At 48.6% G+C, this 20,433-nt stretch carries 21 protein-coding genes; 11 read left to right on the top strand and 10 right to left on the bottom strand.

What is annotated here, in order from left to right:
* Positions 1 to 83: 83 nt before the first annotated feature.
* Together EBB54_RS25890 and EBB54_RS25885 are read right to left on the bottom strand one after the other, a co-directional pair.
* A complete protein-coding gene (locus EBB54_RS25890; RefSeq protein ID WP_125129577.1) occupies positions 84 to 1,145 on the bottom strand; it encodes a family 43 glycosylhydrolase in 1,062 nt (353 codons plus the stop codon).
* Between the two features lie 70 nt (positions 1,146 to 1,215).
* The gene (locus tag EBB54_RS25885; protein WP_125129576.1) at positions 1,216 to 2,595 is read right to left on the bottom strand and encodes an MFS transporter; all 1,380 of its coding nucleotides are present in this window, start codon (positions 2,593 to 2,595) and stop codon (positions 1,216 to 1,218) included.
* A gap of 269 nt (positions 2,596 to 2,864) precedes the next feature.
* Between EBB54_RS25885 and EBB54_RS25880 the strand changes: the two genes are divergently transcribed.
* The 4 genes from EBB54_RS25880 (at position 2,865) to EBB54_RS25870 (ending at position 5,746) form a co-directional block, all read left to right on the top strand.
* Positions 2,865 to 3,908, top strand: a complete 1,044-nt coding sequence (locus EBB54_RS25880; RefSeq protein WP_125129575.1) for a helix-turn-helix transcriptional regulator — start codon at positions 2,865 to 2,867, stop codon at positions 3,906 to 3,908.
* Positions 3,909 to 3,950: 42 nt separating this feature from the next.
* Entirely contained in the window at positions 3,951 to 4,271 is a 321-nt protein-coding gene (locus EBB54_RS25875; protein WP_243127815.1) for a helix-turn-helix domain-containing protein, read from the top strand.
* Positions 4,272 to 4,275: 4 nt separating this feature from the next.
* Positions 4,276 to 4,590 (top strand): hypothetical protein, encoded by a 315-nt coding sequence (locus tag EBB54_RS30830; protein ID WP_205128786.1) that lies wholly within the window; start codon positions 4,276 to 4,278, stop codon positions 4,588 to 4,590.
* A 352-nt stretch (positions 4,591 to 4,942) separates the two neighbouring features.
* Positions 4,943 to 5,746, top strand: a complete 804-nt coding sequence (locus EBB54_RS25870; protein ID WP_243127814.1) for an SPASM domain-containing protein — start codon at positions 4,943 to 4,945, stop codon at positions 5,744 to 5,746.
* 63 nt (positions 5,747 to 5,809) lie between these two features.
* On the opposite strand, the gene EBB54_RS25865 is transcribed toward EBB54_RS25870, so the two are convergent.
* The 3 genes from EBB54_RS25865 to EBB54_RS25855 form a co-directional block, all read right to left on the bottom strand.
* Positions 5,810 to 7,240, bottom strand: a complete 1,431-nt coding sequence (locus EBB54_RS25865) for a family 43 glycosylhydrolase (RefSeq protein ID WP_125129574.1) — start codon at positions 7,238 to 7,240, stop codon at positions 5,810 to 5,812.
* Between the two features lie 24 nt (positions 7,241 to 7,264).
* Positions 7,265 to 7,651, bottom strand: a complete 387-nt coding sequence (locus EBB54_RS25860) for a hypothetical protein (RefSeq protein WP_125129573.1) — start codon at positions 7,649 to 7,651, stop codon at positions 7,265 to 7,267.
* Positions 7,652 to 7,714: 63 nt separating this feature from the next.
* Entirely contained in the window at positions 7,715 to 9,094 is a 1,380-nt protein-coding gene (locus tag EBB54_RS25855; protein ID WP_125129572.1) for an MFS transporter, read from the bottom strand.
* A gap of 184 nt (positions 9,095 to 9,278) precedes the next feature.
* Between EBB54_RS25855 and EBB54_RS25850 the strand changes: the two genes are divergently transcribed.
* Entirely contained in the window at positions 9,279 to 10,376 is a 1,098-nt protein-coding gene (locus EBB54_RS25850) for a helix-turn-helix domain-containing protein (protein ID WP_125129571.1), read from the top strand.
* A 93-nt stretch (positions 10,377 to 10,469) separates the two neighbouring features.
* A complete protein-coding gene (locus EBB54_RS25845) occupies positions 10,470 to 11,390 on the top strand; it encodes a hypothetical protein (protein WP_125129570.1) in 921 nt (306 codons plus the stop codon).
* A 145-nt stretch (positions 11,391 to 11,535) separates the two neighbouring features.
* On the opposite strand, the gene EBB54_RS25840 is transcribed toward EBB54_RS25845, so the two are convergent.
* The 5 genes from EBB54_RS25840 to EBB54_RS25820 all read right to left on the bottom strand — a co-directional run bounded on the left by EBB54_RS25840 (position 11,536) and on the right by EBB54_RS25820 (position 14,710).
* A complete protein-coding gene (locus EBB54_RS25840; protein WP_125129569.1) occupies positions 11,536 to 13,002 on the bottom strand; it encodes a hypothetical protein in 1,467 nt (488 codons plus the stop codon).
* Complete coding sequence (locus tag EBB54_RS25835) at positions 12,999 to 13,484, bottom strand: RNA polymerase sigma factor (protein ID WP_004082144.1); 486 nt, start codon at positions 13,482 to 13,484, stop codon at positions 12,999 to 13,001. Before EBB54_RS25835 ends, EBB54_RS25840 begins: the two co-directional genes overlap by 4 nt.
* Positions 13,485 to 13,764: 280 nt before the next feature.
* Positions 13,765 to 13,977 carry a DUF3791 domain-containing protein gene (locus EBB54_RS25830; protein WP_205128768.1) on the bottom strand — a complete coding sequence of 71 codons (213 nt, stop codon included), beginning with the start codon at positions 13,975 to 13,977 and terminating at the stop codon, positions 13,765 to 13,767.
* Between the two features lie 2 nt (positions 13,978 to 13,979).
* On the bottom strand, positions 13,980 to 14,219 hold the full coding sequence (locus EBB54_RS25825) for a hypothetical protein (protein ID WP_125129566.1): 240 nt from the start codon (positions 14,217 to 14,219) through the stop codon (positions 13,980 to 13,982).
* Positions 14,219 to 14,710, bottom strand: a complete 492-nt coding sequence (locus EBB54_RS25820) for a DUF3990 domain-containing protein (protein ID WP_125129565.1) — start codon at positions 14,708 to 14,710, stop codon at positions 14,219 to 14,221. Before EBB54_RS25820 ends, EBB54_RS25825 begins: the two co-directional genes overlap by 1 nt.
* A gap of 307 nt (positions 14,711 to 15,017) precedes the next feature.
* Between EBB54_RS25820 and EBB54_RS25815 the strand changes: the two genes are divergently transcribed.
* From EBB54_RS25815 to EBB54_RS25795, 5 genes are read left to right on the top strand one after another with little or no spacing between them, the layout of a single operon-like run.
* The gene (locus tag EBB54_RS25815; protein WP_125129564.1) at positions 15,018 to 15,875 is read left to right on the top strand and encodes an STM4015 family protein; all 858 of its coding nucleotides are present in this window, start codon (positions 15,018 to 15,020) and stop codon (positions 15,873 to 15,875) included.
* On the top strand, positions 15,872 to 17,071 hold the full coding sequence (locus EBB54_RS25810; RefSeq protein ID WP_125129563.1) for an STM4014 family protein: 1,200 nt from the start codon (positions 15,872 to 15,874) through the stop codon (positions 17,069 to 17,071). Before EBB54_RS25815 ends, EBB54_RS25810 begins: the two co-directional genes overlap by 4 nt.
* Before the next feature lie 28 nt (positions 17,072 to 17,099).
* Complete coding sequence (locus EBB54_RS25805) at positions 17,100 to 18,050, top strand: STM4013/SEN3800 family hydrolase (RefSeq protein WP_125129562.1); 951 nt, start codon at positions 17,100 to 17,102, stop codon at positions 18,048 to 18,050.
* Positions 18,051 to 18,058: 8 nt separating this feature from the next.
* The gene (locus EBB54_RS25800; protein WP_125129561.1) at positions 18,059 to 19,585 is read left to right on the top strand and encodes a radical SAM protein; all 1,527 of its coding nucleotides are present in this window, start codon (positions 18,059 to 18,061) and stop codon (positions 19,583 to 19,585) included.
* Entirely contained in the window at positions 19,539 to 20,402 is an 864-nt protein-coding gene (locus EBB54_RS25795; RefSeq protein ID WP_125129560.1) for an STM4011 family radical SAM protein, read from the top strand. The genes EBB54_RS25800 and EBB54_RS25795 overlap by 47 nt, the downstream gene beginning before the upstream one ends.
* The last annotated feature ends 31 nt before the right edge of the window (positions 20,403 to 20,433 follow it).

The raw sequence follows: 20,433 nt of genomic DNA, 5'->3' as shown, positions 1-20,433 counted from the left end.
GGTGCAGTTATCTCTTGTTTAGTATTTCTCCAGACTGTTATAAACCTGCTTTGCCTTTGGATATTTTCCTTGCTTCCGTACATTTACTCGTATTCTTCTATCGTCCATTCCTCCCGCCATTCAATCCGAACCTGCTCTCCGTCGAATTTGAGAGGAAGCCATACATAATCAGAGACTGACGAATTGATGTTCATATCTTCCACATCCTCCGCCGTAAATACAAATTCCACTTCCGGGTCAAAAATCTGTCGGAATTTTTCCTGAATCCTGTCAGAGTACTCTCCAGTTTCGAATCCTTCCATCCGGCCGATCTCCGGCTTCCAGCGATCGGCCAGTGCAATGTACAAGTCCTTCTTCCCCGGATGACGGAACACGGATGTGATCTGGGAATTGAAGGATGTTTTTGAGCCGTCATTTACATGGGGATTTCCCAAAATCTCATAAGGGCCGTTCCAATCTGCCGCCTTTGCGGCTTCCGACGGGTTGGAATAGTATCCGGTTGTACCGGACGTAATCAGATAATGCAGTCCGTTCCGGGTAAAATGTGCGGGCGCTTCCCGTGCATCCGGCGGCGCCGTGTGAAGGAAATGTTCCGTATACGTCCCTGCTGCATCTGTATACTCTTCATTGAGCTCCGCAACATAAATGCAGGTATGCGGTTTCTGGCTGATGAGATATCCTTTCTTTGTCTCAGGGTCCGCCTGCAGGTCAAAATCCCCCACCTCCAGCCCGCAGGGATTTACCTTTGGATTCGCCATTTTATATGGTCCCAGAAGAGAATCTGCCGTCAATACTGCAAAACACGGAGGTTCCCCCATGATCTTCAGCCATGCCGCATATTTTTTTGTCTTTTCATTATAGATGATATGGGGACGATCCATCATAGCTGAAGGATGAAGCGGTGATGCCGGGTCCAGCGTATCCGGCGGAATGATAATCCCCTCACTTTTCCAGTTATACAGATCCTTTGAGGAATAGCAGCGCACACCCCAATGCCATACTTGATCTTTTCCTGTTGTCTTTTCCTTATTTTCCCCGTACCAGTAAAATGTATCCCCTACGGTAATGATACTGCCCCCTTGCGCCTGAATCCGGTTCCCGTCTGTGTCAAGCCAGATCCTGCCGGGTTTGATAGAATGATACATAAACTTCCTCCTCGTATAACGGCATCTGGCAGAAACCTGATGCCTGATATAAAATCAACAGATTCCTCATTTACTGTTCGCGGCCATTTTTTTCTTTTCTTCTTGCCAGTTCTGCCAGAACCTCCGGCTCTTCCTCATCATACTTGTACACAAACTTAAAGCTGAGGATCACAAACGCCAGAAGGATAACCGGAAGCCATGCAAACATAAATGAAATTCCGAAAACCGTCGCTGAATTCTGCACTTCATTTGCCACATAACCAGTCAGGGCAAGAATCCACCCTACCATACCAGCCGCCAGACCATTGCTGATCTTTTGAGAAAAGGAAACGATTGCGGAGCCCATTCCTTCAATCCGCTTGTTGGTCAGATATTCGCCGTAGTCCACCGCATCTGCCGCAAGCGTATTGATCGGTACAGACAGAGGGCCTGTTGCCAGAGCGCTGATCACGGTTCCTACTGCAAGCACCGGTACATTCGCTGTCAGCGCTGCAATCCCACGCAGTATATTTCCAATAATCTGCCCCGATGCTCCAATATAGATACTTTTCTTCTTCCCAAAAAATTTCAAGGAAATGCCGGAGAGGAACATAATGCCAAGAATCGTGGGAATCAGATTGACCATATTCAGTGACGTGGTCAGCATGACATCGTTCATCACATAAGTGTAAAAATAGGTCTGCGAGCCGGAATTAATCTGTACCGCAAAATTTACAAACACAGTCATTGCTAGAGCAAAGATAAAATATTTATTCTGTACAAAGTTCTTAACGCTTTCCGCAAACGTCATGTTCTCCTCTTTTTCCGCAACCGATTCTACAGACTGTACATGCTCTTTTGTCAGTGCAAAAGAGAGCAGAAGCCCGACCGTTGTAATGATACCGTAAACGATGAAAATAGTCCTCCATGCCTTCATATCTCCGCCTAATGCGAATAAAAACGGAAAGGTCACGGAAATCCCAAGGATTGTACCGCCCAGTCCAAAGATCAGGGAATATCTTGCCAGCGCGCCGCGGCTTGGTCCGTCCTGTGTCATCAGCGGCATCAGTGCATTTTTCGCCACACCTACAATGGTATACAAAATAGAAATAAACAGGTTATATGTAACAAATGCATAGATCATTTTCATCGTGTTTGACCCATTTGCCGGAATCCAGAAGATCAGCGCCAAAGCCAGACCTGTCGGCACGCTCATCCATAACAGCCAGGGCCTCGCTTTTCCCCATTTTGTTCTCGTCCTGTCAATCAGGCTTCCCGCCAACAGGTCGGAAACCCCGTCGAATAAACGAGAAATAAAAAACATCGTTCCTACCATACCTGCCGCCAGACCTGCACTGTCCGTATAGAACATGGTCAGCACTGCTCCCAGGATGGAGTTCATTGTCCCTGGCAGCTCCCCCAGCCCATAACCCAGTTTTTCAGCTAATGTAGCCTTATGCATCTTTTCCATCTTCTTACCTCTCTTCCTGATTTTTAAATCACACAGCATACAGCTAACTTATGGAATCTGTAAAACGTCTCTCTGTGTGCTGCGTTTTATCTTGGATGGATTAAGTATAGCAGGACATCTCTCCCAAAAACAGAGTTCCCGGCGACACGTACACATGGGTTTTGCGACATCCGCAGATGTCAGAATTGACAAGCTATAATGTCGTATTTTATACTTGTAGCATATCGATTGTTGCACTATTCCCCAGGCAGGTTAAAAGGAGCAGAACTATGACATTTAAAGATATGTTTTCTCAGCAGATAAAAATGATCCCCTTAGAAAACACGTTTAAACAGCTTCACGAACAATTTCCGGATCGGAACCTGCAGCTTCCTCATTCCAGTGAATATGTAGGTGATATTTTAAAGCTGGCCTCGCAAAAAACCGGCAATTCCTTTCCAGACAAGCTGCTGGAAAACCGTCTGGAGGAGGAGCTGTTCTTCCGCAGCGGCTTTGATACGGAGCTGTACCGGCATCTGCGCTATCTCCCTGCGAACTGGCATTCCCATTCTTTTCTGGAGGTGGTCTGCGTGGTAGAGGGACGGGCGGTCAACCACATTCAGGAACAGGAGCTGCATATGTGCAAGGGCGACATCTGTATCATTGCCCCGGAGACCGTCCATGCCATCAGCGCGTTTTCCGATGACTGCATCATTATCAACATCGTTTTAAGAACCAGTACGTTTGAAAAAGTATTTTTCGGCGTGCTTTCGGATAACGACATACTCTCTGATTTTTTCACGCACACCTTGTATCATTCGAAAACACACCCTTACCTGTTCTTCCGTACAGGCGGCGATCCGGAGGTCTTTGATTTTGTATTTTATGCTTACCGGGAATTTTTGAGAAATCACCAATATAAAGAGCGTTTCCTGAATAATATTGTGGGCGCGTTTTTCATCATTCTGCTCCGCAACCACGGCTCCAACGTGATCGTACCGGAGGCGGATTCCCAGGGGCATGATGAAAATGTAATATTTCTTCTGAAATATATGCAGGAAAATTATACGTCGATCACCCTGAAGGATCTGGCGGATTTTTTCAACTACAGCGAGCGGCAGATCCAGCGGATCATCAAAAACTGCACCGGGATGAGTTTCAGCCAGAATGTCCAGAAGCTGAAAATGCGCCGGGCCGCCCGTCTGCTGACGAATCCGGATCTGTCCGTCTCGGCCATAGCGGAAGAACTGGGATATATGGATTCCGGGAATTTCCGGCATATTTTCAAGAAATATTATGGAATGACGCCGGCGGAGTACCGGGAGAAGATGTAGGCTGCAAGGAATCTAAAGCCAAACTGGAGCAGAGCGAAAGGAATGACTAAAAATATGAAATATTTTCCGATGATCAATAAAGACAAAACCGAAAAGCGTCTTGAACTACTTATGAAGTGGAACCATTTGCAGCCAAAAGACCTCCAGATATATCTTGGACTGGCTTGTGTGCAGACAGTATACCGATGGATCAAGGGCATTAACATCCCGAGCGTGGATCATTTGTATGCATTGAGCAGGCTGTTTCAGGTGAATATTGACGACATGCTGGTGGGAAATGGGGATATCGTATCAACGTCCATTCAGCACAAAACAGCATTCCGGTTCATGATGTATTACACACAATTAAAGGACGCAGCTTAAATAGGTGGGAAGCTTCCTTCCTCTCAGAGGTGGATTGCCTGCAGAAATTCTGTTTCCGGAGGATAGCAAATTGAATTTTGGATTCAATGACAATTTCCGGATAATGGATTATAATTTTTATGAAGTCAAATGTCCATGCAAGCATGGCTACTTGGCTCATTGCTTCGCAGGAATAAAATCAGCAGCTTTGTTCAGGATAAAAGGACCGTCTGAACGTAAGAGGAAAGGAGCGGATTATATGAAGTTAAGAACAGATTTTGTAACAAATTCAAGCAGCAGCAGTTTTATTATTGCCAGAAATGAGAACATTAAAGATTAGGAAAGAAAAGAATTTTATCTCGTTATTTGATGAAAAGACAGGACATTATCTCCGTACAGGTATTATCGAGAATGGCAGGGAGACAGGTGCCGATCCCTTTGCAGCATCTTTTCCGGAACTGCTGGACGTTGGCATTATGGGGCACTGCATACATGGACAGGCCGGGCTATGCATAAAAGCGGGAATAGAGTGTTATCAGGGAGGATCATATAAGAAAAATAGCAATATGGCATTGGCGGATTTTGAAAGCATCGCAAAGCAGTGTCAGGGAAAAACATATCAGTTTGCACTTGGCGGCTGCGGGGATCCCGATCAGCATGAGCATTTCAGAGAAATCCTTGAAATTTGCCGTATGACAGGCATCGTTCCTAATTTTACAAGCTCTGGCTATGGGATAACAGAAGAGCTTGCAGCGCTCTGCAGCCAATACTGCGGAGCAGTCGCAATCAGCTGGTATCGCAGCGAATATACACTGCGTGCAATCAAGAGGCTTGCAGATGCGGGAGTAAAAACAAATATACATTATGTCCTGAATAAATATACTGTCGATGAGGCAGTGGATGGATTGATTTTTCACCGTTTTCCTGACGAAATTAATGCATTGGTTTTTCTTTTGCATAAACCAGTCGGACTTGGAAAAGAAGAGAATATGATTACCGGAGAAAACATAAAATTCAGAGAATTGATTTCTTTGGCTGGCTCCGGAAATCCAGGATATAAAATAGGATTTGATTCTTGTACAGTACCCGCATTAATTCATAATTCCAGAAATATCGATTTAAACAGTCTTGATACATGTGAAGGAGCCAGGTGGTCCGCATATATTTCCCCCTATCTGAAAATGATGCCGTGCAGCTTCGACAATGAGGATATGAGGTGGGCTGTCGATCTAAGAAGCCATACAATTAAAGAAGCCTGGATGAGCAGTGAATTTGAGGATTTCCGTTCACGTTTAAAAATGTCCTGCCCTGAATGTACGGAGAGGGATCTGTGTATGGGAGGATGCCCGATCAGGCCGGAAATAGTCTTGTGTGATAAAAAGTATCAGTATACTGCGAACAAAGGGGATACATTTGAGCCGATTGCGGATGTGGCTGAAAAAGGCATTGAAAAAGTAAAAACGATTCTTAACGGGAAGGAACCGGTATTGGTGTAACCTCATGAGCCAAGTACCCATGAAAGCATGGCTGCTTGGCCCGTTCGGTTTTAAAGACTTTTATCACTTCAACACGATCTCCATGATTTCCAGCCCGTCGGATTCTTCTGCTTTCAATCTCAATTCCCGTTCCCCTGCCGGCGCCGAGATTGGGGCAGACACCGTTCGGATTCTGCCTGGTGTTCCTGCCGTCTCTAGCGTTCCCGCTTCCACATCATCCAGCAGGATCTTAAGCCGGCCGCTTCCGGCGCAGGTACATACAATCTCAGACCATGGAGCGTCCTGTTTCACATATCGGAAAATGATTTCGTCCCCCGGTGAAATACAGGTCAGCTTTTCTTGGGACGCGTCTGTTTTCACCCCACCGGACACTGCTGCCCCTTCCGGCGATATGCTGTTTTGCGTTTTACCGTCCTCATCTTCCACCCCAATATACACCGTCCCCTTCAGTCCGCATGCCTGATACCCATATATCGTTTCCCCGGGCGCGAACGGTTCTCCGACCCCCTGGGATGTCATTTTCACCTCGTCAATGGTTCCGTCCGCATGGATCGTGATCGGCTCAATACAAAGTCTCCGGTGCTGCTGCACGCCCCGGCTGCAGCGATGGTAAAATACGTACCACTGCCCGTTGACGCATTCGATCGAACCATGGTTGTTCCAGCTTGCGGGATCGCAGTCCCCATTGTCGATGATAATTCCCCGGTAGGTAAAAGGCCCGAGGGGCGATTTGCCAGTGGAATAGCCGAGGGCCGTGGGTTTTCCCCGCTCCATATCGGCGTACACGTAATAATAGGTATCTCCGATCTTTCTCATGGAAGATCCTTCATGGAAAAAATGCTCCTCCTCCGTGACCAGGTTGTCCCGGATCTCTTCCGGATCAAATGACACCATGTCCGCGTTCAGTTTGACACCGTGGGAAAATAACTGCCCCCAGTAATAGTAAGCCTGCCCGTCGTCGTCAATGAATACAGCCGGGTCGATTCCTCCGCAGGGGAGCTGCACCGGATCGGTAAAGGGCCCCTCCGGCCGGTCGGAAACCGCAACTCCTTCGCTGTCATCCGGCATGCAGAAATAGAGGTAATATGTTCCGCCGCGTTCCAGGCAATCCGGTGCAAACAGCAATGGGGGCTTTTCCTTTTCCCCTTCCTGTTCAAATTTTTCTTTCATGTCGTCTCCGTTTTCCCGGGCGGATTCCAGCATTTTCCGAATAAACGGCGTGGGCCTGGACCAGTCGATTCCGGGATATCTGGGCGCTTCGGGATCGTTGTACCAGGGAACCTGCTGCCCGGTGAACGCCACCTCGTGGATCGTCCAGTTTTCCATGTCCGGCGTGGATACTACGTGGTATTTTTCACTGCAGAATACATCCTCCCGGTCGTCAAAGCTTCCGTAGATATAGAGTTTTCCGTCCGGCATCACATGCGCCTCGCTGTCCGGTACATGGTATTTGGGCGGGAGCACAGGGTTTCTCATGTTTTTGAAATGTTCCATTTTTTTGCGGCCTCCTTGTGGTAATCATAAGGATAGTATAGCATCCCACGCAAAAAAACTGCAGTGCAGAAGCTGACATGACACGGTATAAAAGATGACATAATTTTTCACGCCAAACATGCCTATCACGATTCCGGAATTGATCAGGCCGGAACCCGCAAAAATCATGACCGGCGACACCGCGCAGTATGCCAATAGGCAAGCTATACACGGCAGCCCCGTGACAAATAGATAACGGACCCGGAGCGAAAGCTTTTCCACCTTATCCGCACATGCGATAAAAGGCACCTGGATAATTGCGGAAATGAACCCGTCTATTCCCAGGTCTGAAACCGATCCCCCCACATTTTCCAAAATCGCTGTTTTTAAATGGTTCATCGGTGCGATTGCCAGCCCGATCAGAAACAGCAAATAGCGGAGTGCTGCACAAGTCTCAGGCGCAGCACTCCGCTTTGGTTTTTACTTTAGTTCGTATTATTCCCCGGCAGCTTCCTGTGCCTTCATCTCTTCAATCTCTTTCCTGTGTACCTCCGCCGGATTCTTTTTCAGACAGATCAGTTGGATTACTGCGAAAATAACCGGAATCCCAAATCGTGTAGCGTTGATCGCGAAAAGTGCGCTTGCAGGTTCCTGCCCGATGGCATTGGGTATATAGCCGGATACGGCCAGGATTGCCAGAATGCCGGTATTGACCACGGTGGTTCCGCATTTTTCGGCAAAGCCTTTGATAGAAGCGATCACTCCGTTTGAACTCCTGCGGGTCTTCCACTGCATAAAGTCAATGGCATCAATGGTCAGGATTGACATCAGCGCAAGCTGCGGGGTAGTCACCAGATTCACCAGGCCGGAGAGCACGAGCATCAGCATCACATTATATTTTCCAAAGAAAAACAGCAGTAAATACAGGATTCCGCTTACAATCAGAGTAAAAATATATACCCTTTGCCCTGTCCTGAAGATTTTAAGCATGAGCGGGAACAGGAAGGTGATTGCGATAAATCCGGTCACGGTCAGCATTAAAAAAAACGGGGTAATCAACCCGGGATTTTCCAGATAATACATGAGATAGTATACCGCTGTTCCAAAATTCAGTCCGTACCCAATGAAAAACGTAAGCCATACAATCAGCAGCGGCCAGAGTTCTTTTTCCCCCAGCACTCTGAAGATATCCTTTGCATTTGCTTTTTCTTCCGACTGCACGACATACTTTTCTTCCGAAGTCCTGAACAATCCCCAGAAGGTCACACACGACATCAGGCCGAATACAAGCATCATCGGTACATATCCATTATCTATGCGGAATACATTTTCAAAAAATGCCTTCATCTGCGGAGTGAAGGATGAGGCGATAGAAAATGCTGCCGTATTCAGTATCGCGCCAAAATGGATCACATGGTTTCTCTCACTGTCACTTTTCACGCAGGCCGGCAGGAGCGCCACATGGGGCATGGTATACATGGTCCTGGTCATGCCGAAGCCCATATACACAATTAAGAAAAAAACAGCCTTTGCCATGGTGGGCAGGTTTGGGTTTACCCACATCAGCGTGGAAAAGATTGTCAGAAGCACCGGTGCCGGAATCAGCCATGGACGGTAACGCCCCCATTTCGTATTGGTCCGGTCGGCGATCACGCCCATCATAGGATCATTCACTGCATCCCACAAGCTGGAAATAAACATGATCACTGAGCAGCTTGCCGCCGGCAGAAGCATCGTATCCGTCATAAACGGAGATATAAAAGTTGCCGCGACCGCAGCCATAATAGCTGCCGGGCCGTAGGCGGAGGTTGCATAAAAAAATGTAAATGCCGGGGTTGCTTCTTTTTTCGTTGTCTGTAAAGGTTTGTTTGACATCCTTTCTCTCTCCTCTCATTTTTAGAAAACAGGTATCGGATTTTATGTATCTGTAAATCCCAGGATTACTATAGCAATTTGATCATCCGATAAACAGCACGAAAAATGACATTGGCCCGAAAATAAGTGACAACCCGGAATACGCATGGTATGATTAAGGCAGAACTTTTTTGGAGGGCGCGCTATGAAACCTTATAAACAGAGCTGCTACAACTTCAGCACTATGTACTCTCCACGCAGTGCGGACAATATGGATTTTAAAATTGAGGATTATCTCAGAGAATTGTATCTGCAGTCCCATAATAAGGACTGTTCTATTGCGGAAGCACCGGAAACCGGGCAAAAAGTGGAGGTGAATCATGAGGCAGAGATCAACCGTGAGATTCAGGAGCGCTTTCACATCCATTTCCAAATTGACCATAAACTGGAGGAATCCTTCATCGCTTCCGGGGATGACCTTCTGATTGCAAGGCATCTGCGTTATCTTCCGCCTTTCCTCCACACCCACAACTTCTTCGAGATTGCCTGTCTGGTAGAAGGAGCCTGCAGTCACTACATTAACGGCCAGCAGCAGCATTTATCTCAGGGGGATATACTGATCATGGCGCCGGGAACCATCCATGCCATCCATGCCGCCGATGACGACTGCCTGCTGATCAATATTCTGATCCGGTCCAGCACATTTAACTCGGCATTTTTAAATACATTGACCAACAAAACGATTCTGGGAGATTTTTTTCGAAAAACACTTTATCATAATAAAGAGCATTCCTATCTTTTATTCCATGCAGGGCATGACGAAAGCCTGTTCCGAATCCTGGAATATCTCTATCGTGAGGAATGCTCTGATAAACGATACAAAAATGCGGTAAAAAATCAGATTGCAGAGCTGTTCTTTTCCCTTCTGCTCCGCAGCCATGAGAAGGATGTATTTATTCCGAATCCAACCGGAGAAAATGACGAGCCTGATTTCGTGTTTCTGCTGAAATATATGGAGCACAATTACCAGAGCATCAGTCTGAAAGAAATGGCAGATTTTTTCCATTACAGCGAGCGGCATCTGATCCGGCTGATCCAAGACTATACCGGGATGAGTTTTTCCAAAAATATCCGGCAGATCCGGCTCAATCACGCGGCCGCGCTGCTGGAAGGGAGTGAACTGTCTGTGAGTGAGATCTCCGAACAGGTCGGATATTCCAATGTCAGCCATTTCCGGAAGCTTTTCATCGAACGGTTTTCCATGCCGCCCCAGGAATACCGAACAGCCCGGCGGAAATGGTAAAGATACCCGCCCCATTTCAAGTATTGCATTACTCCCGGGGATGCAATATAATGATAACAGAAAAGAACGGAATGTATAGAGGAGGTGTTTGTTTTGGATTTTTCTGTGATGCAGTCAATCGGTAACTATACAAAAAATATGGAAATGCAGATGAAGTGGAAACGAAAGAAAGCGAACAGCGATTTCACTGCTGACGGAAGTACAAAAATAAGTGATTCCATTGCGCGTCAGGCGGAAGAGATCCGGAAGTCCCAGGCAGACGGATCATCCAAGCTTTCCGCACAGATCCGGACGAAGCTGGCAACCGGCAAGAAGTTAACGCAGGAGGAAATGGATTATCTGCAGAAGCATGATCCCCAGACATATCAGAAGGCAAAGTCCATCGAAGAAGAGCAGAAAAGCTATGAGGAGGAGCTAAAGAGATGCAGGACAAAAGAAGACGTCCAGCGTGTGAAAATGAATCATACGGCAGCTTCTTTAAGCACCGTGAACAATGTGAAAAATAATCCTGCCATACCGGAAGGCGCGAAGCTCGGGATCATGTGGCAGGAACTGATGAAAAGCAGGGCTTTGGAAGAGACCCTTGGGGAATTTGTAAAGAGCGGCAGATATGCCCAGCTTCCCACAGAAGCAGAGAAGGCAGAGGCAGAAAAGACGCTCAAGGAAGCAAAAGAAGCGGAGCTTGGAATGGAAGATTCCGCAGAAAGCATTGAAAAAACGGACAATGACGAGAAGGAAGTCAATTCCGCAGAAAGCATTGGAAAAACGGACAATGACGAGAAGGAAGTCCATGCGGAGGGTACGCCGAAAGAGAGTCCGGATGATACCAAAAAGGAGATTTCGCTTCATGAATCCGTGCAAAGGGACAGGGCTGTTTTGCAAGAGCGCAGGATCACCGTCGCAGAAGCGGAGACAACGCCGGAAGCTCTGAAGGTAAAGCGGGCGAAGGTTCGTGCGGCATATAAAGCGAGCCAAGCCGAAATTCCCGAACAGGTTATGGATCTGAAACATTAGTTTAAAGAAACAATCGCGGTCTGCACTTGAAAAATCCGCATAAAAAACTCCGACAATCCCAAATAAGGATTATCGGAGTTTTTGAATACCATCGTATGCCGAAAAGCTGCCAGCGGCAGGTTTTCTGTATCTGAATCTCTTTCCATTATAAATTCAAATCAACAAACCCAATCTCCAGCCCCTTCTCCGTAAATACCAGATTCCCGTTCAGATTCAGGTAAAGCTTATCCAGCTCATCTTCGTTGACCAGCCATGCAAAGCGGATGGTAACGCTTTCTCCCGGCTGGAGCTCCGGTATATAGTTTTTCGGTCCGCTGCCTCCGCCGGAAACATCCGCATAGCACATTTCATGTCTTACACCGGTATTCTTGTTGTCTACATAATCACAGGTTTCATCTGTGCGGTCGAATATCTTATAGGTATCGCCTTCCTTTACGATCGGAATCAGATCCGCAAAGTACCACACATCCTGATATGCCTTGCTGTCGGTGTTCTTGTATTCCACTTCAGCATATACGAGTTTCACCTTCGTTTCTTCCGTCCGCACAATCTCCGGCATGGAATCAACGCCATCCCCCTGCCTCTGATAGAGCAGGGTATCCGGGAGCAGCTTGCCGTCGGGCCCGACCAATTCTTTCCAGGATTCATAAGTGTCCGGCCAGATCGCCTCTTCGTTTGTGATCAGGGAAAGGTCATCCGCCACCTGTACATTTTTAACGGAAGCTTCCAACTGGATTACCGTTGATTCCCCATCTTTGAGGGTGCTTTCGGCCTGGAAGCTGTCGCCGACCTGGTGTACATTTGCCATCTGTTCCTCGCTCGCCTCGTTGAAATAAGTGCTGTCGTCCGGTTCCTCCGCAGCCTTTTTGCCTTCCGGGCTGTTTACGATCTCGCTCCAAAGGGGCAGTCCGCTGACAGCGGTCTTCTTGCCTGTGGGGGTAAGTTCTATATTTTCTGCCATTTTTATAAGCTCGTCCTTATCTGCGTGTCCCCAGATGCCCATCGGAAGCACCCGATCCATTTCCTCGTACAGGACAAACAGCTTGTCGCCCCTCCAGTCTTTGTCGGTGCTTTCGCTGATGCTGAGATAAACGGCTTCACGTCCGTCTATGGTCATCGTTTCTGCATCGGTTACATAGAGCAGAGAAAGCGGGTCGGCTTCATCAATTAACGCAGGCTCATGCACATAATAACCGGCGTCTTCGCTCTCGTTCACATAATAATCTTTATCCGGGTCGAGAGCAAACCCTTCCGGAATATAACCGGCTTTCACTTCCACCGCTTCGACCTCCTCCGGCAGAGCCTGTTCTGTGGAAATGCCGATATCACTCTGATATTTCCCGTTCTGGTTCAGATGCATCTGGTAGATCCGTTCCGCGGCAAATACCGTTCCGCCCACACCCAGGGCCGCGGCGGCGGCAATGGCAGTTATCTTTCTAAAAGACAGCGGCTTTTTATGCTTTTTCCTGATCTGCGGCGCTGCAGCGCTGCCTTCCTGCTGTTTGATCGCGTTCAGCGTTTCGTTGATCCGTTCTTTCACGCTGTCCGGTGTCTGTACATTTTTGTAAATATCACGTATCCTCTGGTCACGGTTCTGTTCTGTTGTATTCATAAAAACTTCAATACCTCCTTACGTCCTCTCGAAAGCCGGTTCTTGACCGCATCCTCTGAAATCTCAAGGATCTGGGAAATCTCCCGAATCGTGTAGCTGTCGCCGTAGTATAACGCCATAACTATGCGGTTTTTCTCGCTTAGCTCCTGTATCATCGCCTGAAACATGATGTTGTCCTCCATATTTTCCGCACAGGGTTCCGGAATATGATCCAGACTTTCTAACGGACGGTTTTTCCGCAGTATGTTATTGCACTTGTTGATCAGAATCCGAATCATCCAGGTTTTAAAGTATTTCGGCTCTTTCAGGGTGCTGCACTTTTCCCATCCTGTCAGGAGCATTTCCTGAATGGCATCCGCCGCGTCTTCGTCATTGTGCAGCCTGCTTCTCGCAACCCGGTAAAAACAATCCTGGTAAATTCCGATCAGTTTGCCGTATGCATCGGCATCTCCCTGCTGTGCCTGCCTTATCCATTCAATCATTTGTACTGTCTCCATGTCATTGTTTTGATTCATAATAGCTATTATACTCATTAGATGCACGGAAGGGGAAAAAGGTGACAAATAAATTTTGACTGTACGGGCGGTCTTATGGCCGACCATAATATACAAAGATCCAGTGGAACTACTCAGTTGAGTAATTATACTGGATCTTACCATGTATGTGGTAGATTGTCTGTAACGCCGTCTTTCTGCCGCTTAGGAACTGTGCAAAAATAACTTGCCTTTTTGCGCAGTTCCTTACTTTTAATTTGCCTCTGCTTTAAGTCATAGCGGGCTTGCGTGCTTCGATATACAGGTCAATATCCTCTATGATATAGTTCGTACCCGTTGTATGCAGGGCTTCATAGCAGGAGTAGATATACTCCCATACCCGATAACGGGTGAAAAGCTCAGCAAGCTGTTTGCCCGTCAAGTGTTTTGCCATTTTGTACTGTTCCGCACAGAATATCATAAAATTGCCTTGAATACTCATAATCAAGCCTCCTCCGGAATTTCAAAGTTACCCATTTTTTTTTCTTCATCAAACATATTGAAAAGTGTAAGCGGGCTGAAATGCCAAATTTTCGTGTCCTCCTGCTCCAATAAGGCATACAGATCAGACCCATAAAATTCATTTGCGGCGGTCATTTCATCATACGAATAATTTTCTGTAATCAAGCGGATAACCTGCGGTACGAGAACACCCATAACAGCACCAAATTTTTCTTCTCCCATTATAATTCCTCCTGCGGGACTGTCCCGATAAATTTGAGATAGGAAAGCGCCTTTTCAGATGAAAGTACCAGCTGATTATACAGCTTTTTGATTTTCAGCGCTTCCAAAGTCTGTTCTTTTGTAAGTACACCGGCAGAATAGAGTGTGAATGTCGTATAAACATCATCATTTGCGACGGGGCCGAAAATGAAATCGTAGGATTTTCCTGTATAATTACCGGAACGGTTCTCCGACACAAAATCAAGCCAAGCTTCATTTGCACTGTCAAAATGCAAAACCGAACATTCCTCAAAGGCACGAATTTCATCAATTTCATAAATGCTGACAGCTTTTTCACCGTCCTTGCGGCGTTTTGTCACCTTGCCGGCAAAGCCGATTGCCTGCGCCTTATTTGTAGTTGTATAAAATCCAAAGCCAAAATCAAGAAACCGATTCTGTTCAATCAATTTCGGTTTTGAAACAATTACATTACTGCCATGATATAGAATCATACTGAACCCTCCTACTTTATCCGAAAGCTCTCTTTGATACTTTTCAAGCATATATCCGATCCTTTGCTTTTCTTGCCTGGCTGTGTGCAATATCAAATTTAAGCCGATTACCTGCCTATCTTTATCATACACAACACAGATGATAATATCAATGCATTGTTGCTCAAATTCAGAGGAAAGTCAATTTGGGGGTGACCTGTGGTTACTGTTTACACGCCTGCTGCATAAGAGAATATAAGCTTTACACCATGATTTCATTTTGGTACAATAAAATCATCCTATAAATCGGTACAAGGAGGATTTTTTTATGGGCAGGAGCAAGAAATATGTGTATGATTACGAGCAGTCTGAAAACGGCAAGGGACCCGGAACCATGGTGGAGGATATCTTAAGCGACCCGGAATTTTCCCAGGTAACGGATCTGGTGATCGGATGCTGGGGCGATTCCTGGGAGGGCAGCTGCCAGCCTATCCTGGATCAGATGGTGGAGCATAAGGAAGAGTTTTCCCACATCGAGAGCCTGTTTGTGGGGGACATGGACTACGAGGAATGCGAGGTTTCCTGGATCATCCAGGGCGATTACGGCAGGCTCTGGCAGGCCCTGCCCCATTTAAAGGCGCTGACGGTCAAGGGAAGCACTGACTTAAAGCTGGGGGAGATCTGCCATCAGGAGCTGGAAGCCCTCACCATCATTTGCGGCGGGCTTCCTGTGTCGATCTTCGAGGAAATCCAGAATGCCAAGCTGCCGAATCTGAAAAAGCTTGTCCTGTACATCGGAGTCGAATATTATGGATTTGACGGCGATGCCGATACAGTCAGAACACTTCTGGAAAAATCTGATTTTCCGAACCTTACGTGGCTGGGTATTGAGGACAGCGAGATTCAGGATGAACTGACCCAGGCGGTGCTGGACAGCAAATATATGAATCAGCTCAAAGTGCTTGACCTCTCAAACGGCACCCTGACGGACAAGGGCGGCGCCCTTCTTTTGGAAAAGCTTCCTTCCTGTCCAAACCTGGAAGAGCTGGACGTACATTATCATTATCTGTCACAGGGCATGGTGAAGAAGCTGCAGGCTCTTCCGATCAAGGTCGATGCGTCGGAGCGCAATGAGCCGGAAACATATCGGGGCGAGACCTGGATGAACGCCATGCTGACAGAATGAGACAGGCAGTTGTTCTCGGCAGTCCCGGGACGAAGCGGACCGTCTATCTGGAAAAAGGCGCACAGGCGGCAGGGATTGTCTTCCGCCTGCTGGACTGGAAGGATTTTCCCTTTGAGCAGGAAACTTCATGGGAAAATCTGTTTCTGAAAATTGACCCGCCCCTGTGGGAAAGCTGCCGTCTGGACGAATTGAATGCCCTGACCCGGGATTATGAAGGGAAACTGCAATGGCTGGCGGATTTGGGGGCCAGGCATCAGATTGCATTTCTCAACAGGCCGGAAGCGATCCGCGCCCTTCTGGATAAGAGGGGATGTAAGCGGACGCTTGCAATGGCCGGGATTCCGGTGACTGAAGAGTTGGAAGGGATGGGCCGGGCGGAAATGCTATCGGAACATGCCGTTGTTTCCGAGGCAGATACGGCAGTGAAATATGCGGACGGGGGACTTTCAGGAGCAGAACGTGCCGAAATGCCGGGCAGCTACGGACTTTCGGGTGCAGAACGTGCCGAAATGCCGGATAGCTGCGGACTTTCGGGTGCGAATCGAGTGGAGCAGCTTCTGGATGCTATGGAACGGCACCGTGTCTTTCAGGTTTTCTTAAAACCGGTTTACGGTTCCGGAGCGGCAGGGGCGGCGGCTTTCCGCTGGCAGCCCCATTCCGGCAGGGTGGTCCTGTACACCTGCGGGATGGTGGATTCTGTGACAGGGCGTTTGGTAAATACAAAACGTCTCCGGAAGTTTACGGACAAAAATCAGGTGTTTTCCATGGTCGGACGGCTTCTGGAGTTGGACTGTGTGGCGGAGCGTTGGTATGCCAAAGCGGAGCATGACGGGTTTTCTTATGACCTGCGTGCAGTCGTCCAGGACGGACGGATGGATTTTCTTCTGGCCCGTCTTTCTTCCGGCCCCATTACCAATCTGCATTTGAACAACCACCCATTGAGCGGGGAGGAGCTTGGCCTGCCGTCCTATATAATGGATGAGGTGGAGCAGTTGTGCATCCGGGCGGCAGAGTGTTTTCCGGGACTGAGAAGCGCGGGGATTGATATTCTTCTGGAAAAGGGAAGCCTGCGGCCGAGAATCATTGAGCTGAACGGCCAGGGGGATCTGATCTACCAGGATATTTTTGACAAAAACAAGATTTACCGCCATCAGGCGGAGATGATGAAGGAATGGATGTATAAAAATCAGATATAGAACTTTAATCTAAACTAGGAAAGCAGCGATGGAGAAGAACATGGAGATTCAAGAAAACTTAATCGGATCAGCAAAAACAGAAGAGTCAGAATACTTGAACGGCCAGGGAAAGGCCGCGGAAAATGCGGGGGAAGTTCCTTTTCGGCTCTTTTCCTCTTCCAGGGGGCAGAGACAGCCTTCCGTGGATATGAATCAGGTAGTGGGGAAGATGGATATCCTGCTGGTCTGTCTGGATACCCTGCGGTATGACGTGGCTGCTAAGGAGGAAGCCCAGGGAACGACTCCGGTGCTGAACCGGTATGGCTCCTGGAAAAAATGCCAGGCTCCGGGGAATTTTACCTGGCCGTCCCATCACGCCATGTTTGCCGGGTTCCTGCCGGCGGATTGCGACGCCAAAAATCTGGCTGACCGGGAGATGCTCTTTTTTCCCAAACAGATCGGCATGGGCAAAAAAGCCCCCCGGGGAGCTTACGGTTTTTCCGGCGGTACGATCATGGAAGGGCTGGAAAAGGAAGGCTATGATACATGGTGTGTAGGGGGCGTCTCTTTTTTTGATAAACGGTCGGATCTTGGAAAGGTATTTCCCGGATATTTCCGGAAAAGCTACTGGAACCCGTCTTTCGGCTGCGGGGTAAAGGACAGCACCAAAAACCAGGTAGACTTTCTATTGAAAAAACTGGATGGGGCAGACCCGGAGCAGAATATTTTCATGTACCTCAATGTGGATGCCATCCATTATCCCAACTATTTCTATCTGGAAGGCAGTTCTTATGATACCGCGGCCAGCCACGGGGCGGCGCTTCGCTATGTGGACGGGGAACTGGGGCGTCTGTTTGACCGTTGGAAGGAAAAGCGGGGCGAAGCCTTTGTGATCTGCTGTTCCGACCATGGAACCTGCTACGGCGAGGATGGCTGCCAGTTCCACGGGATCAATCATCCCATTGTCAACACGGTCCCCTATAAACATTTCTTTCTGTAGGAGCTGCCATGAATCCGTATATTCAATATATGTACAGTTATCCCCACAAAACGGCATACCGGCCGCTGACGGGGATTCATCTTTCGGAATATGCCGACAGGTTTTCGGGGCCGGGCCACTCTGTGTATCTGCATATCCCGTTCTGCCAGACAAAATGCGGCTACTGCAACTTGTTTTCCGTCACCGGAGCCGGTGCGGACGAGATGGAAATGTATCTGGATGCGGTGGAACGTCAGCTCGGCCAGTACCGCCGGATTCTGGAACCGGCAGGCGCGCGGTTTTCGGATTTTACCATCGGGGGCGGAACGCCCCTGCTTCTCACCGCGGCGCAGTTGGAGCGGGTCTTTTCCATGACAGAAGCTTATCTGGATTTTGAGGAAAATCGAAGCATTGTCATCGAAACGGCCCCCAACCAGACAGACAAAGAAAAACTGCGTCTTTTAAGGGACAGAGGCGTCACCAGGGTCAGCATGGGAATCCAGAGTTTTTGCGGCAGGGAGCTGGAAACCCTGGGGCGGGGCCACAGCGCGGAAAAGGCCCTGGAAGCCCTGGAGCTTTTGCTTTCCTTTGGATTTGCGTGCGTCAATGTAGATTTTATCTATGGGATTCCCGGACAGCAGACCCGTTCTCTTCTGGAATCCTTGAAAAAGGCGGTGTCCTTCGGGCCCCAGGAGATTTTCCTGTATCCCCTTTATATCAAACACGGCGCCGGGCTGGAAAAGGAGCTTGGAGCCGGAATGGTTCTGGAGCCTGAGAACGCTTATTTGCAATATCGGGAGGCAAGCAGCTTTCTGCGGTCAGAGGGTTACCGGCAGGATTCCATGCGGCGGTTTGTGCGGCGCCGGGAGAAATGTCTTGGGGGAGGGGCATCGGTTGGCAGGCAGAGCGGCAGCGCAGACGGCAGTGTATTTTCGGATCGCTGCACGGGCAGCGGAGCTTTGGCAGAGCGCTGCGCAGACGGCAGCGTATTTTCGGACAACTGCACGGGCAACAGAGCTTTGGCAGAGCGCTGCGCAAAAAGCGGTTCCGACGACAGGACATTTTCAGAGTGCGGCTTTGGCAGCTCTCTGGCGCTGGGATGCGGCGGGCGGAGTTATGTGGGCGATCTGCATTTCTGCACCCCGTATGCCATTACGAGACAGGACTGCTTAAAGGAGCTCAGGGCATATGAAAACACCCGGGATTTTACGGCTGTCACCCATGGGATCATACTTTCCAGCGAGGAACAGCGGCGCAGATATGTGATCCGGCACCTTCTGATCCGTCCGGGTCTGGATACGAACCGGTATCGGAAGCATTTCGGCTCGGATGCGCTGGAAGATTTCCCTCTGCTTTCAGAATGGATTGGGAAGGGATATCTGGCGTATGAAAAGAAGGAAGCCGACTGGCTGTCGCTGACAGACGCGGGGCTTGGCCTGTCTGATTATCTGGGGCCCCAACTGATGTCCCGGCAGATCCGGGAAAAAATGACGGAATGGGAGGCAGCTCATGGACAGACGAACCATCCTTTACCGGGGCAGCTTAAAAAGCTGTAATTATCACTGCGGCTACTGTCCTTTTTCCAAGCATCGGTGCTCGGAGAGGGAGTTGGAAAAAGACCGGACGCATTGGTTTCGGTTCTGTGAAAGCCTGAACGAGAGAGCCGAAGCGCTGAACATCCGCGCCTTAATGGTCGTGCCTTACGGGGAAGCCCTGATCCACCCCTGGTACTGGGAGGGATTAGGCGCACTTACAAAGCTGGATGCCATAGATGCGGCGGGATCCCAGACCAACTTGAGCTTTTCCATCGTCCGTTCCCTGGAAATCTTCGAACACGCAGGAGGCGTGCGGGAAAAGCTGCGTCTCTGGGCCACATTTCATCCGGAAATGACAAGCTGCGGGGAATTTGCGGAAAAATGTGCCGCGCTCAGAAGGGAAGGTATCCTGTTCTGCGCCGGCGCCGTAGGGGTACCGGAGAATCTGGAAGTGCTGCAAAGACTCCGTGAAATGCTTCCCCGGGAAGTCTATCTGTGGATCAATGCAATGGACGGTCTGGGGCGTTCTTACACAGAGGATGAGTTTCAACGTTTTTCATCCATTGACCCGTATTTTTACCGGGAGATCAGGCCCGTCCCTGCAGATGAAAGCCTGTGCCGCAGCCGTCTGTTTGTGGAAGCCGATGGAACGGTCCGCAGATGCAATATCAGTGCGGCTTCCGGGAAAAACTGGTATGAACATCCGCAAGGGCTTTTTGAAGAAATGCCCTGCCGCAGAAAGCGGTGTTCCTGTTATCTGGCTTACGGGGGACGGGAGGATGCAGTGAATCATGCGCTGTTCGGGCCTGATCCGGTGTTCCGTATTAGAATGAAGTGATTTTTAGAAAATAGAATTGATTTTCAGGGTA

The sequence above is a fragment of the Schaedlerella arabinosiphila genome (assembly GCF_003885045.1).
GTDB classification, from domain to species: domain Bacteria; phylum Bacillota; class Clostridia; order Lachnospirales; family Lachnospiraceae; genus Schaedlerella; species Schaedlerella arabinosiphila.
This window is presented reverse-complemented; position numbering and strand designations above follow the sequence as displayed.

Bases quoted from the DNA above. Each gene is read 5' to 3' on its own strand.
- EBB54_RS25795 (WP_125129560.1), top strand. From the start codon at position 19,539: ATGGACAGACGAACCATCCTTTACCGGGGCAGCTTAAAAAGCTGTAAT.
- EBB54_RS25880 (WP_125129575.1), top strand. From the start codon at position 2,865: ATGACATTTAAAGATATGTTTTCTCAGCAGATAAAAATGATCCCCTTA.
- EBB54_RS25865 (WP_125129574.1), bottom strand. From the start codon at position 7,240: ATGGAACATTTCAAAAACATGAGAAACCCTGTGCTCCCGCCCAAATAC.
- EBB54_RS25885 (WP_125129576.1), bottom strand. From the start codon at position 2,595: ATGGAAAAGATGCATAAGGCTACATTAGCTGAAAAACTGGGTTATGGG.
- EBB54_RS25850 (WP_125129571.1), top strand. From the start codon at position 9,279: ATGAAACCTTATAAACAGAGCTGCTACAACTTCAGCACTATGTACTCT.
- EBB54_RS25825 (WP_125129566.1), bottom strand. From the start codon at position 14,219: ATGGGAGAAGAAAAATTTGGTGCTGTTATGGGTGTTCTCGTACCGCAG.
- EBB54_RS25835 (WP_004082144.1), bottom strand. From the start codon at position 13,484: ATGATTGAATGGATAAGGCAGGCACAGCAGGGAGATGCCGATGCATAC.
- EBB54_RS25815 (WP_125129564.1), top strand. From the start codon at position 15,018: ATGGGCAGGAGCAAGAAATATGTGTATGATTACGAGCAGTCTGAAAAC.
- EBB54_RS25830 (WP_205128768.1), bottom strand. From the start codon at position 13,977: ATGAGTATTCAAGGCAATTTTATGATATTCTGTGCGGAACAGTACAAA.
- EBB54_RS25820 (WP_125129565.1), bottom strand. From the start codon at position 14,710: ATGATTCTATATCATGGCAGTAATGTAATTGTTTCAAAACCGAAATTG.
- EBB54_RS25890 (WP_125129577.1), bottom strand. From the start codon at position 1,145: ATGTATCATTCTATCAAACCCGGCAGGATCTGGCTTGACACAGACGGG.
- EBB54_RS25870 (WP_243127814.1), top strand. From the start codon at position 4,943: ATGACAGGCATCGTTCCTAATTTTACAAGCTCTGGCTATGGGATAACA.
- EBB54_RS25805 (WP_125129562.1), top strand. From the start codon at position 17,100: ATGGAGAAGAACATGGAGATTCAAGAAAACTTAATCGGATCAGCAAAA.
- EBB54_RS25875 (WP_243127815.1), top strand. From the start codon at position 3,951: ATGACTAAAAATATGAAATATTTTCCGATGATCAATAAAGACAAAACC.
- EBB54_RS25855 (WP_125129572.1), bottom strand. From the start codon at position 9,094: ATGTCAAACAAACCTTTACAGACAACGAAAAAAGAAGCAACCCCGGCA.
- EBB54_RS25810 (WP_125129563.1), top strand. From the start codon at position 15,872: ATGAGACAGGCAGTTGTTCTCGGCAGTCCCGGGACGAAGCGGACCGTC.
- EBB54_RS25800 (WP_125129561.1), top strand. From the start codon at position 18,059: ATGAATCCGTATATTCAATATATGTACAGTTATCCCCACAAAACGGCA.
- EBB54_RS25840 (WP_125129569.1), bottom strand. From the start codon at position 13,002: ATGAATACAACAGAACAGAACCGTGACCAGAGGATACGTGATATTTAC.